The following is a 13638-nucleotide window of genomic DNA, read 5'->3' as shown; positions in this document are numbered from 1 at the left end:
CCTCCCCCCGATGCGGCTACGCGAGGAACTGACCATGAACTACGGGATCTTCATCGGCTACACCTTCACCCCGGCCTGGCTGGCCAAGTCCGGCAAGGAGAGGGAGCAGTTCCAGCAGGAGCACATCGCGCCGGTCATTGCCAAGTACGCCGACCGGCTGACTGTCCAGCACTACGACGCCGAGGCGTTCTCCGCGCAGCCGACGGACTTCGCCTTCGTCCAGACCGAGGACCTGCGCGCCTACTACTTCTTCATCGAGGAGCTGCGGGACTCCCCCCTGTTCGCCGACGGCTACGCGCAGATCAACGTCATCCACGTCGGCATGGCCGACGCCTACCGGCAGTACGAGGAGGAGGTCCACGGTGACGGCAGCGACGCACGCTGACACCCGCGCCCGGCTGCGCGACATCTACGCCGGGGCCCATGAGCAGACGCTGCACCCCAACGCACTGGGATGGCCCGGCCGCCCGGATGAGCGGGAGCTGGAATTCATCTCACGCGTGGTCTTCGACCGGCCCGGCATGGCACGCGAGGGCTGCGCCTACCTGGTCAAGGAGCTGGCGCAGCTGGCCGAGATCGAGCGGCACCTGTCGGCCGTCTTCGGGATCATCACCTCGCAGCTCGGGGCGGACACCTCGCCGATCAGCGCGGGCTACGACCTGCACCACGCCCTCAGCTGCTTTGCCGCCGAGGAGTACCTGCACGCCGACTTCTTCTACCGCTACGTACGGGAACTGGCCGGCGAGGACGTCAAGCTCGCCGACTCCCGCTTCTCCGAGCGGCTGGCCCTCTACCAGGCAGACGACTCCCCGTACGTGAAGCTTGCGGCGATGTGCATGGCCGCGTACATCGGGGAGTCCGTCATCACGGTGTTCGAGAAGCGCACGGCCCATCTCGATCCGGGGCGCGAGCACTTCCTCACCAAGCTGCTGTGGGCGCACGGCATGGACGAGGCCCGGCACGTACAGGTCGACCATGTCGTACTCGAACACATCATGCCGTCCTTCAGCGAGGCCGAACGACGGCGCGCCTTCGAGATCTTCGCCGGCACCGAGGACCACAACTTCGAACTGGCGGGCCGCTTCAAGCAACTGATCCTGGACGTCTTCAGCGTCGACCACACCGTGGACAACCCAGCCTGGGACATGCAGCTGCGTCTCACCTCGGCCTTCCGCCAGGCGATGACCGACACCTGGCCCCCGTCCCCCGTGGAGGAGCGGCTCGACGACGAGACCCGGAAGCTGCTGCGCGATTTCGCCGGCGCCGACCGCGTCCCCCGGCCCCCGAAGCAAGGTCGTGATCCCGCCCTCGCGGGCGGCATCGAATGGGTGCATGCGAGACCTTCTCCGCGCGACCACAACCGGGGGACCACGGCCTGGGCACCCCGCCCACCAGCACCAGCAACCCGGCGCACGCGCCTACCCGCACGCTGGGGCGGTCGTCCACGGCCTTGACAGCCCCAGCCCTCATGGGTGCGGAAACAAGGAGCGGCAGACGAGTCGGGCTGTACGCCGAGTCTTCAGTCCAAAACGCAACGGCATCGAACCCCCGGCGAGGTGCGCAGCAGTCAGTCGGCCAGAGTCGCTGGGCGGATGGCCCAGGGTCCAAAGCGGCGGCGGGCGCGGTCGGCGGCAGCTTCGGCCACGCGGGCGCGATCGTCGCCCGGATCCATGGAGAGTTGGCGGTAGGCGCTGTCGGCCGGCAGTAGGGCGTCGGCACGGATCACGAAGGCGCGAACTCTCGCCCGCTGCAGCCCAAGGGAGTTCAGCAAACCCAGGGCGGTTGCCGCGAGGGCGGGTGAGTGGTTGGTGGGTTCCGGCAGCGTGCGCGTACGTGTGGTGGAACTGCTGTCGGCGTACCGCACGGTGAGGGTGAGCCGGCTGGTGATCTGGCGTTCGCCGCGCAGGCGTTGGCCTGTCTGGTCGGCGAGCCCCAGGACTGCTCGGTGATGCTGTGCCGGGTCAAGACAGTCCCGCTCCAGCGCCAGCTCGGCGACCAGATGCGCCGCAGGTTCCACCGGGGTGACCGGGCGTGGGTCGTGTCCACGGGCGCGCTCGGCCAGCAGCCGGGCGGGACCTGCACCGAGCAGTCGCTGCAGGGTTCCGGCGGGCAGATCGACGACCTGCCCGATGGTATGCAGGCCGTATCTGCGTAGCGTCTCCGCTGTGGTGCGGCCGATCCCGGGCAGGGCAGTGACCGGCCGCGGATACAACCAGTCGGCCGCTTGCCCCATGGGAACCCAGGTGGTGTCTCCCGGTGCAGAGGCGTCGGCGGCCATGGCCGCCAGCATGCGGTTGCCCGCGAGCCCGGCGCTGCTGTCGATGCCGTACAGCGCCTTCAGTCTAATCTTCGCCAACTGGACCACGTTGCAGGGAGACAGATCGAAGTACCGGAGCGCCGATGTCAGGTCCAATTGCACGGCGTTGGGCGGGACGGCCTGGACGTGAGGCGTGACGCCAGACATCAGTTCGATTACATCGGCGTACTGATCCCCGGTCAGCACAGCGTGCAGGTAAAGGTGGGCAATGTGCCGGTGCCGCGTGGTCATCTCGTTCATCCCGCGCTCCCGGGGCTGCGGTGGCCGAACTTCTTCAGGTCGGCGGAGCGGGTGCCGGCGGGCTGGAGGTCGGCGTAGGGGTGGAGGCGGGCACCGGTGGCGCCGTTGGCCAAGGTGCGCTGCGGCTGGGCGGGGGTCGGGTGCGGGCGGCTCTCGCCGAGGAGGGCGAGGGCGGCCTCGGGGCCGTTGTCGCGGCGGGCGGCGGCGATCTCGTCCAGGTCCCAAGCCATGGTGCCGACGACGGTACGGCGGGTGCCGCGCACCTGGACCGTGCCACGCACCAGCAGCAGCCCGCTGTGGAAGACGGTGTGCGCGCAGGCGGGATGGGAGTCCTCGAAGAAGGCCAGGTCGACCAGGCCGGAGCCGTCCTCCAGGGTGACGAAGATGACGCGCCGACCGCTGGCGATCGGCGGGGTCTGGGTGGAGGCCCGTACACCGGCGACGAGGACCTGCTGCCCGGCGCGCAGGCTGGCCAGGTGCGCCGCGTCGGTCGCGCCGATCTCCCGCAGGAGGCGGTGGTGGTGCTCCATCAGGTGCTTGGAGACGTCGATGCCCAGAGTGCTCAATTCCGCGCTCATGGCTTCGCGTCCGGTCATCTCCGGCAGGCCGCTCGGCTCTGCTCCGCCAACAGCGCCCGCGCCGATGGGCAGTTGCCCCTCGTGCGCAGAACGGGTGCGGGACTGCCGGTGCAACTCGGCGATCTGGAGCAGAAGATCACGCCGAGTGAGGCGGCCGTCGTGGAGGCAGCTCAGGGCACCGATCTCGGCGAGGCGTTCGGCGACCGGCCTGCTGGGGCGTGCCCGCTGCCAGAAGTCCGACAGCGATCCGTATAGCTGCCCCTCTTCGATCCGAGCACACTCCTCCTCGCTGATGCCGTGCACCGCGGACAGCGCGAGCCGCACGCCCCACTGGTCTCCGTCGGTCTTCTCCACGGTGTGCTTCGCCTGGGAACGGTTGATGTCGACGGGCAGGATCTGTACGCCGCCCCGGCGGGCGTCGGCGACCAGGACGCGCTTGGGCCACATACCGGGGTCGTGTTCCAGGAGGCCTGCCAGCAGGAACGCCGGGTAGTGCGCCTTGAGCCAGGCGCTCTGCAGAGCCGGTACGGCGAAGGCGACCGCATGCGCCCGGCAGAAACCGTAGGCGCCGAAGGCCTCGACGGTCTTCCACACCTCGTCCCGGACCGCCGCACTGTAGCCGCGCGCGCGTGCCAGGCCGTGGAACCACTCCCTGATCTGCGGCAGCCGCTCCTTGTCGCCGAGCGCCCGCCGGGCGATCTCCGCCAGCGCGTAGTCGCAGCCGGTCATGACCGACAGGGTCTCGATGATCTGCTCGTGCCAGATGGTCACGCCATAGGTGTCGGCGAGCACCGGCTCCAGGTCCGGATGGGCGTACGACGGTGTGCCGCCGTGGCGGGCGGCGATGTAGCGCTCGGGCATGCCGCCGGCGACCGGGCCGGGGCGGAAGAGGCTGATGTCGGCGATGACGTCCTGCGAATTGCGGGGCTGTAGCCGGGACAGCAGGTCTTGCTGGCCGGGCGACTCCAACTGGAACAGGCCCAGGGTCCGGCTGTCCTGGATGAGCTTGAATGCGAAGACGTCATCGAGCGGCACCTGCTTCGGGTCGTCCAGGTCGATGCGGTTGCCGGTCACCCGTTCGATCTCGGTGATCGCATGAGTCATTGAGGACAACATCCGGACGCCCAAGACGTCCAGTTTGATATTGCCCAGCGCCTCGATCTCCTCCTTCGCGGCCATGGCCATGGGGTAATCACCCTGTGGGGTGGGTTGCACCGGCAGTCGGTCCAGGAGGGTGGCGTCGCTGATGACCACGCCGCAGGGGTGCATGGCCATGCCGTGGACCAGGGAGTCGAGGCCTTCGGCGAGCTCCCACAGCGGACCGTAGCGGTGCGCCTCGGCAGCCAGTTGGCGCAGTTCGGGCAGTTCGGCGAGGGCGCCGGTGATGTCGGCGGCGCGGAGGTGCGGGAAGCTCTTGGCGATCCGGTCTACGTCCGCGGGTGCGATGCCGAGGGCCAGGCCGGTGTCACGCAATGCCCGGCGGGCACGGTAGGTCTCGGGCATCGCGGTGACCGCCACCCGTTCCTTGCCGAACCGTTCGAAGATCGTGTCGTAGCACTCCAGCCGTCGGGCGGATTCCACGTCGATGTCGATGTCGGGCAGCGAGGCCCGGCGCACGCTGAGGAAGCGCTCGAACAGAAGACGGTGGTCGAGCGGGTTGGCGGTGGCGATGTCCAGCGCGTGGCAGACCATCGAGCCGGCGCCGGAGCCGCGGGCCGCGACCCGGATGCCCTTGGCCCGGATGTCGGCCACGACCTGGCCGACGGCGAGGAAATACGAGTCATAGTCCAGCGCGGAGATCACCTTGAGTTCTTCCTCCAGCCGGTCGAGCGCCCTTCGGTCACGGTCGAGGCCGCGTCGAACCATGCCCGCCTCGCACCGCCGCCGCAGCAGCTGCGCGGCTGCGCCCGCTCGGGGCTCGGCGCCGAACAGCGCCGGTTCCGGGAAGTGCCGGGCGCCGAGCCCGAGGTCCGCCACCGGATCGACGGTGCACTCGGCCGCCGTGGCGGCAGTATCCGCTACCAGGCGGCGGGTCCGCCGAATGTCCCCTCCGGCACATTCGGCGATCATTCGCGCGACGGTTTCCATTCCTCGCTCGCCCTTGAGCCAGCGCTGTCCGCTGTCCAGGCGACGCCGGTCGATCGGCCTCAGTAGTCGCGCAGCGTCCAGGACGTCGGCGAGGCGGTGCTGGTCGGGGTCGGCGTAGCGGACGGCGTTGGAGAGCACGGCGGGGGTGTGGGCGCGGTCGGCCAGGGCGAGAGTGCGGGCGGCCAGACGCAGGGATCCCGGACCGATGCCGAAACGTTTCTGCGCAACGGCTTCCAATCGGACCCCCATTCCGAAGATCTCCTTCCAGGGCGCCAGCAACTTCATCGCGACGTCCTCCCGGCCCACCGACAGCGCCCGCACAGGCTCCGAGAGCGGTCCGAGCAGCACGGTCAGGCCGGGACCGCCGTACTCGCGCAGCGCCTCCCACGGCACCACCGGCGCCATACCGGACACGGCACCGACGTGGGCGGCCGACGTGATGCGGCACAGCCGCGCCCAGCCCGCCCGGTTCTGCGCGAGCAGCACGAACCGCAACGGCGGCTCGACAACGTGTGCGCCGCCGCGCGCCGGGGTGCGGCGACGCTGGGCGGGTGGCGAGGGCGCAAGGGCTTCCACTGCCAGATCGACGCCGAAGAGCGGCCGGATCCCGTCCTTCGCGCAGGCCTGCGTGAACCGGACGGCCCCGGTGACCGTGTCCCGGTCGGTGAGCGCGAGCGCGGACATGCCCCGCTCGGCCGCCCGCCGGGCGAGCTGCTCGAGGTGGGATGCACCGTAGCGGGCGGAGTAACCGGACGCGACGTGCAGATGGGCGAAGCCCGTCATGCCACACCTCCATCACTCCACCCCTTTTCAGTGATACACCCGATATGTTCATCGTACGCTCGTTCGATTACTCTAACCCCATCAGCCCCGGCCAGCGACTAGATTCGAACACACCAGCGATTACTTGGCGAGGTGAGCAACGAACGAAACGGGCACCACCCCGTCACCTCCCCAACCAGGCAGAGCAGTTGGAAAAATCGCCCCTGCGACGCACCTCACGCAGGCGTGATGCAGCAACTCAGGACGGGGCGGACGGGCAACGGTTCACAGCCGACCGACACCTTCCGTAATGGATCAAGCACCGGGCGGTCGCGTCAGCCCCCGGGATTCCCACCGCCGTCCGATCGGCCGACCGCCTGCTGACACTGACCGCCCTTCGGCAGCAGTTCCCAGCACAGGTCTCCTGAGACAAGGGCCACGCTCCAGGAGACGAGGGATGCCGCCATCCGGTCGAGCACTGGAAACAGAGCCACAGGGACGAGTCCGCACTCACGCGCGATCCGGTCCGCCTCAGCACACCCTCGACCGGCCGATGGGTCCGTGTGTGCCGCAAGGCAGAGGGCGGTCAGCCGCACAAGGGGGTCCTCGGTGCCCGCACAGCCGCCTTCGCCATGCGCAGCGCCCAGTCAGCAGCGCTCCTGCGGTCTGGACGCGCGGGAGCAAACAACATTTCGTCGAAGATCTGGGCAACCACCATCCTGTCGGCAGGGCCCGGGGTGGTCGGCGTTCTACGGAGCCACCGCGCCTGCTCCAGTTCGCTCCACGGCAGCGGATCACGACCGAGGCGAAGGCTGCGCAGGACCCCAGTCGGCAGCCGGACCCGCCCTTGAGAGTCCATGCGTAGAGCGCACTGCACGGCGAGCAGCCGGGCCCCAGCGCCGGTATGGATTGGCAGGGCTGCGGCCAGGTAACTGAGCATCTCCCGGACCCGGATCTGGTCGCCCGGCCCCCTGGGCCGTCGTCTGCGGCGCCGCGCGACACTGTCCGACGACGCCACGGCCGCACGCAGGTCCCGCGAAGACTGGGCGGAACTGATCAGCGGTCTGCCTGGGGCGAAGGCCCACCAAGGGCTCAGCGAGACTCCGAGTCGGCTGGAGGAGTGCGCGTCTGCGCTCGTCTGGTCGAAACTCACCGGGAGTGAGTGGCGTCTCGCCCCCACCATCGACCCGCTCACGTTCGGCGCCGGCGCAGCGCTCGCCCGTCGAAGTCCAGTGGGAGAGACGATGACGAGGCTCCTTGCCCGGCGGGACCCCTACGTCCGATCCCTCGGACCGCTCCTGGATGAGTACGCAGCCGGGCTTGCAGCCACTGGCCCTGTCGGTGAGTGACGATCTGCACGGCAGACTGCCGCCCCGACCAGCACACCCCCGAACAACGTCACACCAGCCCCTTGGCCTGACACTTCAAGATGGCGGCAGCCTGTCGGCAGGCACTCGCTCAATGCGGGTCCAGCCCCTCCAGCCACGCTCCTTCAGAATCGCCAACACCAGTTCGGCGCCCGGTGCGGACTCAAGCATCGTTGAGTCCATCAAGTCGACGAACTGATCGTCGAAGTCATCGGCCCCCACCTCGCCGGCCTCCACAGCGCGAATCATCAGGCGCTCCAGGATGTCGGCGACCTCGACGATCCGTGGATCGCCAGCCCGCCAGTCGGGCTCCCCGGTGAAGAAGCTGTAGAGCCTCACCATGTCGGGGTCGTCCAGCTCCTCGTGCTTCTTGGCGATCACGGAGTCGATCAGGTCCGGCACCTGCGCGGCGATCATGATCCAGGCATCCCGCTCCAGCTCGATATACCGCTCCCCGACGCCGAGACCGCGCAACCGGTCGAGGTAGTCCACGACGCTCTGCGGGAGCGCCAGGTGCTCTCCGGCGGCGAGCCGGGCGAGCCGGCTGCGGGTGCCCTGCAGCCGCCGGATCTCGGCGCGCAGATCCTTGTCGATCTCCTGAACGCCGTCGGCGAACTCCTCCGGGCCGGCGTCGAGGAGTTCCTGCACCTTGGCCAGCGGCACGCCGGCATCAGCCAGGGTGCGGATCCGGATCAGGCGCACGACCGCGGCGGCATCGTAGGTCCGGTACCCGGACCGGTCGCGCTCGGGCTCGGGCAGCAGCCCGATCTTGTGGTAGTGGCGTACCGCCCGTACCGTCACCCCGGCATACGCCGCCAGCTGGCTGATGGTGAGCATGGATCTCAGCCTGCCTCAGGCAATCTTCCGGCGATAGGCGGCCATCGCGAAGACGTACGCCACGACGAGGATGCCCACACACCACGCGAGCGCGATCCAGATGTCGTCGCCGACCGGCTGCCCTGTAAACAGAGCACGGATCGTGTTGACGATCGACGTCACCGGCTGATGCTCGGCGAACCAGCCCACCGGGCCAGGCATCGTCTTTGTGGGCACGAACGCCGAGCTGACGAACGGCAGGAAGATGAGCGGGTAGGCGAACGCGCCCGCTCCCTCGACCGACGATGCGGAGAGCCCGGGGATCACGGCGAGCCAGGTCAGCGCCAGGGTGAACAAGAGCAAGATGCCGGCGACCGCGAGCCATGCCAATACTCCTGCCCCTGAGCGGAAGCCCATGAGCACAGCGACGCCCACGACGAGCACGAGCGCGATCAGGTTGGCGACCAGAGAGGTGACGACGTGGGCCCACAGCACACCCGACCGCGCGATCGGCATGGACTGGAATCGCTCGAAGATCCCGCTCTTCACATCGGTGAACAGCCGGTACGCGGTATAGGAGATGCCCGATGCGATGGTCATGAGCAGGATGCCGGGCAGCATGTAGTTCACGTACGAAACCGACCCGGTATCAATGGCGCCGCCGAACACGTAGACGAACATCAGCATCATGGCGACCGGTGTGATGGCGGTCGTGATGATGGTGTCCATGCTGCGTGTGACATGGCGCAGGGTCCGCCCCGTGAGTGCGGCAGTGTCGCTGAAGAAGTACGCGGTCACCCTTGTCCCCCAGTTGTCGTGCCAGTGGCGTCGCTCTTGTCGCCGCCGATGACCGCGAGGAAGATCTCCTCCAGAGTCGGCTGCTTCTCGACGTACTCGACCTTGGCGGGCGGGAAAAGCTGCTTGAGCTCGTTGAGGGTGCCGTTCACGATGATCCGACCCTGGTGGAGGATCGCGATCCGGTCGGCCAACTGCTCAGCCTCGTCCAGATACTGCGTGGTGAGCAGCACCGTCGTCCCGTGGCCGGCCAACTCCTTGACCGCATCCCACACCTCGATGCGCGCCTCGGGGTCGAGTCCGGCCGTCGGCTCGTCCAGGAAAATCACCGGCGAATTCCCGATGAGGCTCATCGCGATGTCCAGCCGGCGGCGCATCCCACCCGAGTAGGTGGACACTCGCCGCGCGCCCGCCTCGCTCAGCGAAAAACGCCTCAGCAGGTCATCCGCGATCGCGCCCGGGTCCTTGAGGTGGCGCAGCCTGGCGACGAGGGCGAGGTTCTCCCGACCGCTGAGGATCTCGTCGACGGCCGCGAACTGCCCGGTGAGACTGATGGACTCCCGCACGTTCGCCGGTTGCGTGGCGACGTCGAAGCCATTGACGCTCGCCGTCCCCGCGTCGGCCTTCAGGAGCGTGGCGAGGATCCTCACGGTCGTGGTCTTGCCCGCCCCGTTGGAGCCGAGCAGGGCGAAGATGCTGCCTGGCGCCACGTCGAAGTCCACACCGCGCAGCACTTCGAGCTTCCCGTACGACTTCTCCAGACCCTGCACGCGCATCGCCAGACCGGCGATCGTTTGGGCCGTCATGGTCATCTGCCTCCTTTGCGGAGCTGTTCCACGCGTCTGCGAGGAAGCTCCTGCTGGAAGGATGGAGGGTTGACCCAGCGTCAAGGTCAAGTCGGCTCCGACCGCGGCATCCAGATCGCCGGCACCGATGTCCGGTCAAGCACTCTTCGTGACCAGCTAAGCCCCTTCTCTCGCCAGCAATCGCGAACAAGACCCGCCAACCCGCGTGAACGAAAGGCGCGTGAGCAGCGAAGCCATCCAGCCTCAATCGCCAACAAGCGCGAACGGTCACATCCGTCCGGAAGCCGTCCAAGCCCCTCCCCCTGCCCAGTTACCGCTCCCCACCTGCGCAAACACCGAGAAGCGCGCGGAAACGCGAAAGCCCCGCCCCCGCAGAAGCTGAGCGGGGACGGGACCCTTCGTGGCGATGGAGCGAGATGGAGCGCGATGGTGGAGCTGTCAGCCGATCTCGGTACCGGTGGCCTCGAGGGCCTCGGTGACCGGCTGGAAGAAGGTCTCGCCGCCGGAGGTGCAGTCGCCGCTGCCGCCCGACGTGAGGCCGATCGCGCTGCTGCCCGAGAAGAGCGAGCCGCCGCTGTCACCGGGCTCGGCGCAGACGTCGGTCTGGATGAGCCCCTCGACGATGTCGCCGCCGCCGTAGTTCACGGTGGCGTCCAGGCCGGTGACCGTGCCGTCGGACACCTGGGTCGTGGAACCGCTGCGGGTGACCTCCATGCCGACGGTGGCCTCGGCGGCACCCGTGATCTCCTGGGCGGAGCCGTTGTAGAGGTTCACCTCGCTCGGGTGCTCCACGTCCGCGGTGTACTTGACCAGGCCGTAGTCGTCGCCCGGGAAGCTGGAGTCGGCGTTCTCACCGATCACGTTGCCGTCCGCGTCCGACCAGCTGGTGATCGCCTCGGTGCAGTGACCGGCGGTCAGGAAGGCCGGCTCGCCGCCCTGGACCACGTTGAAGCCGAGCGAGCAGCGGCTGCCGCCACCGGTGATGGCGTCACCGCCGGCGATGAACTTCTTGAACTCGCCCTTCGTGGTCTTCAGTTCGGCCTTGGCGCCGAGCTTCTCGACGACCTTGGTCAGCTGGGCCATCTTCGCGCCCTTGACCGTACGGTCTGCGGTGACGACGATCTTGTTCGTGGTCGGGTCGGTCGCCCACGAGGTGCCGGGAATCGTCGCGTCCTGCTTCAGCGTCGTACGGGCGCTCTTCAGCTCGGCGAGGGAGTTCTCGACGACTCTGGCCTTGGCTCCCGCCGACTCGACGGCTTCGGCCGCGGCCTTGTCGAGCACGTTGACGACGAGGTTCTTGGCCTTCGCGTCGTAGTACGTTCCCGCCGCGTCGGCACCGAGGTCCTTGCCGAGCGTCGAGGCGAGCTTTCCGGCCGCCTTGACCGAGAGAGTCTCGGGTGCGGGTGCGGCCGTGGTCTCACTCGCGTTCGCGGACTGGAAGGTGACTCCCGCGGCCACGAGTGCGGCGATGCCCGCACCGGCCACGGCGGCACGCCGCTTGGGTATGCGTCGGTGCTTCAACTTACGTCCTCCTGTGGGGGGTCGGCCGCGGCGACTGTGGGGGCCGTCGCGACCGGAAGGTGTACGGGCATGAACACGACAAACAGTAAAAGCCACGTCCACGCCAACGGACGGCGCCCACTATTCCGATCCTTACGGGGAGCACACAAGGTCTACTTCAGGACGCGCATACGGCAACGAGCGTGCGCCCCCCGCAGGTTGACGCGCGTTGAACTGCCGGAATAAACACCACGTCAATACCCGCGGCATGCACTACGGGCGAGTAACTATTGGCGCTCCGTGAGGACTACACCTGTCCGGATTTCGACCCTCCGGTGTCCAGATCGAACGGCTCGGGAACCGGCGGGAGTTGCTCCCGCAGCGATTGCTCGACCACCGACGGCGCTGACGGCACCGGCCGATCCGGCTCGGACGACGACTCCTGCGAGGACTCCGAGGGCGACTCGGACGAAGGCCCGGCCGAGTGCTCCTTCGCCTCGGACAACTGCTGTTGGGGCTGCGACAACAGCTTCTGCAGCTGGGCGAACAACTCCGGGGAGGGCAGCGAAGGCTGCTCCTGCGCGGGCGGCGCCGGCTGCTGCGCACGCTCCAGGAAACGCAGCAGTTCCACCGGGAAGGGCAGCACTAGCGTGGAGTTCTTCTCGGCCGCGACCGCCACCACGGTCTGCAGCAGCCGCAGTTGGAGCGCGGCGGGCTGGTCGGACATCACCCCGGCGGCCTCGGCCAGCTTCTTGGAGGCCTGCAGCTCGGCGTCCGCGTTGATGACCCGGGCCCGCCGCTCCCGGTCGGCCTCCGCCTGCCGCGCCATGGACCGCTTCATCGTCTCCGGCAGCGATACGTCCTTGATCTCGACCCGGTCGATGGACACACCCCACTCCACGGCCGGACTGTCGATCATCAACTCAAGGCCCTGGTTGAGCTTTTCGCGGTTGGAGAGCAGATCGTCCAGCTCGCTCTTGCCGATGATCGAGCGCAGCGACGTCTGCGCCATCTGCGCGACCGCGAACCGGTAGTCCTCGACCCGGATGACCGCATCGGCAGCGTCCACCACCTTGAAGTAGACGACCGCGTCCACGCGCACCGTGACGTTGTCCCGGGTGATCCCCTCCTGCCCGGGCACCGGCATCGTCACGATCTGCATGTTGACCTTCTGGAGCCGGTCCACGAAGGGCACGATCATGGTGAATCCGGGACCACGCACTTCGGATCGCAGCTTGCCGAGCCGGAGGACCACGCCCCGTTCGTACTGTTTGACCACACGGGCCGCCGCCATCACATACACCGCTCCGACGGATCCGAGAGTCACTCCGGCCGTCACCAGCTCCTCGATCATTGCGACCCCCAGGGTCCGTGTCGGGCGCATCAGGTGTGTACTTCGACGGTAACTCCGGGGCGGACGCGAAGGGGAGATGGAGGACGCAGGTGCCGAACGGCATTCGGATGCGGGACGGACGGTGGCTGGCGATCGAGGAGTGGGGCGACCCGGACGGTACGCCGGTGGTGGTGCTGCACGGCACACCGGGCTGCCGGTCCGGGGCGGTGCCGCAGGATCTGGTGGCCGCGCGCCCCGGGGTGCGGTTCATCGCGTACGACCGCCCGGGGTACGGGGATTCGGACCGTGGCCCGGGGCGGCGGGTGGCCCACGCCGCGCGGGACGTGGCCGCGGTGGCCGACGCGCTGAAGCTCGGCCGGTTCGCGGTGCTCGGCCGCTCGGGCGGTGCCCCGCATGCGCTGGCCTGCGCGGCGCTGCTGCCGAACCGGGTGCGGCGCACGGCGGCGATGATGAGTCTCGCACCGCCGGACGCGAAGGGGCTGCGCTGGTTCGACGGGATGGCCGAGTCCAACGTCGAGGAGTTCACCCAGGCGCTGACCGACCCACTGGACTTCGCCGAGCGCATCTCCGCGCGGGCCGCCGCGATCCGCAAGGACCCGGCCCAGCTCCTCGTGTCGATCCGCGACGGCCTCACCGACTCCGACCGGCGGATCATCGCCCGGCCCGCCATCAGCGAGATGCTGCTGCGCACCTTCCGCGAGGCGCTGCGCAGTTCGGCGTACGGCTGGATCGACGACGATCTCGCCCTGCTGAGCAACTGGGGCTTCGACCCGGCGGCGATCACCCGGCCCGTACTGCTGTGGCACGGCGCCCAGGACACCTTCTCCCCGGTGAGCCACTTCGAGTGGCTGGCCGAGCGCATCCCGCGCGTCCGGCCCGTACTGGACCCGGAGGCCGGTCACTTCGCGGCCCTGGAGGCTCTTCCGGACGTACTCGACTGGCTGGCGCCGCGAGCGTCCGCCTGAACGGCCCGAACGAGGAGGACGAGCCCCCGCACCCACCTAGGTGCGGAAGC

10 protein-coding genes are annotated in these 13638 nt (G+C 68.7%); 3 read left to right on the top strand and 7 right to left on the bottom strand.

The genetic code is table 11. The features are described 5' to 3' along the window. Positions 1 to 34 precede the first annotated feature (34 nt). Both ABD357_RS05160 and ABD357_RS05155 read left to right on the top strand, forming a co-directional pair. On the top strand, positions 35 to 385 hold the full coding sequence (locus ABD357_RS05160; RefSeq protein WP_344387765.1) for a darcynin family protein: 351 nt from the start codon (positions 35 to 37) through the stop codon (positions 383 to 385). Continuing rightward, the gene (locus ABD357_RS05155; protein ID WP_344387763.1) at positions 363 to 1454 is read left to right on the top strand and encodes a hypothetical protein; all 1092 of its coding nucleotides are present in this window, start codon (positions 363 to 365) and stop codon (positions 1452 to 1454) included. Before ABD357_RS05160 ends, ABD357_RS05155 begins: the two co-directional genes overlap by 23 nt. A gap of 113 nt (positions 1455 to 1567) precedes the next feature. Here the strand turns inward: ABD357_RS05155 and ABD357_RS05150 are convergent, their stop codons facing one another. From ABD357_RS05150 to ABD357_RS05120, 7 genes are all read right to left on the bottom strand, one after another. Then, the gene (locus tag ABD357_RS05150) at positions 1568 to 2548 is read right to left on the bottom strand and encodes a DNA polymerase Y family protein (protein ID WP_344387839.1); all 981 of its coding nucleotides are present in this window, start codon (positions 2546 to 2548) and stop codon (positions 1568 to 1570) included. A gap of 5 nt (positions 2549 to 2553) precedes the next feature. Beyond that, positions 2554 to 6006, bottom strand: a complete 3453-nt coding sequence (locus tag ABD357_RS05145; protein WP_344387762.1) for a DNA polymerase III subunit alpha — start codon at positions 6004 to 6006, stop codon at positions 2554 to 2556. Between the two features lie 1403 nt (positions 6007 to 7409). Further along, entirely contained in the window at positions 7410 to 8189 is a 780-nt protein-coding gene (locus ABD357_RS05140) for a MerR family transcriptional regulator (RefSeq protein WP_344387761.1), read from the bottom strand. Between the two features lie 15 nt (positions 8190 to 8204). Further along, a complete protein-coding gene (locus ABD357_RS05135) occupies positions 8205 to 8966 on the bottom strand; it encodes an ABC transporter permease (protein WP_344387759.1) in 762 nt (253 codons plus the stop codon). Continuing rightward, positions 8963 to 9769, bottom strand: a complete 807-nt coding sequence (locus ABD357_RS05130) for an ABC transporter ATP-binding protein (RefSeq protein WP_344387757.1) — start codon at positions 9767 to 9769, stop codon at positions 8963 to 8965. Before ABD357_RS05130 ends, ABD357_RS05135 begins: the two co-directional genes overlap by 4 nt. A 438-nt stretch (positions 9770 to 10207) precedes the next feature. Then, positions 10208 to 11290 (bottom strand): S1 family peptidase, encoded by a 1083-nt coding sequence (locus ABD357_RS05125; protein ID WP_344387756.1) that lies wholly within the window; start codon positions 11288 to 11290, stop codon positions 10208 to 10210. A 286-nt stretch (positions 11291 to 11576) separates the two neighbouring features. Continuing rightward, positions 11577 to 12623, bottom strand: coding sequence for a slipin family protein (locus ABD357_RS05120; protein ID WP_344387837.1), 1047 nt, complete (start codon positions 12621 to 12623; stop codon positions 11577 to 11579). Positions 12624 to 12712: 89 nt separating this feature from the next. Here ABD357_RS05120 and ABD357_RS05115 point away from each other — a divergent pair, with 89 nt between their 5' ends. Further along, positions 12713 to 13588, top strand: a complete 876-nt coding sequence (locus tag ABD357_RS05115) for an alpha/beta fold hydrolase (RefSeq protein ID WP_344387755.1) — start codon at positions 12713 to 12715, stop codon at positions 13586 to 13588. The last annotated feature ends 50 nt before the right edge of the window (positions 13589 to 13638 follow it).

The organism is Streptomyces vastus (assembly GCF_039532825.1).
Lineage (GTDB): Bacteria > Actinomycetota > Actinomycetes > Streptomycetales > Streptomycetaceae > Streptomyces > Streptomyces vastus.
The sequence above is the reverse complement of the archived record's forward strand: the minus strand, read 5'-3'. Positions and strand labels throughout refer to the sequence as shown.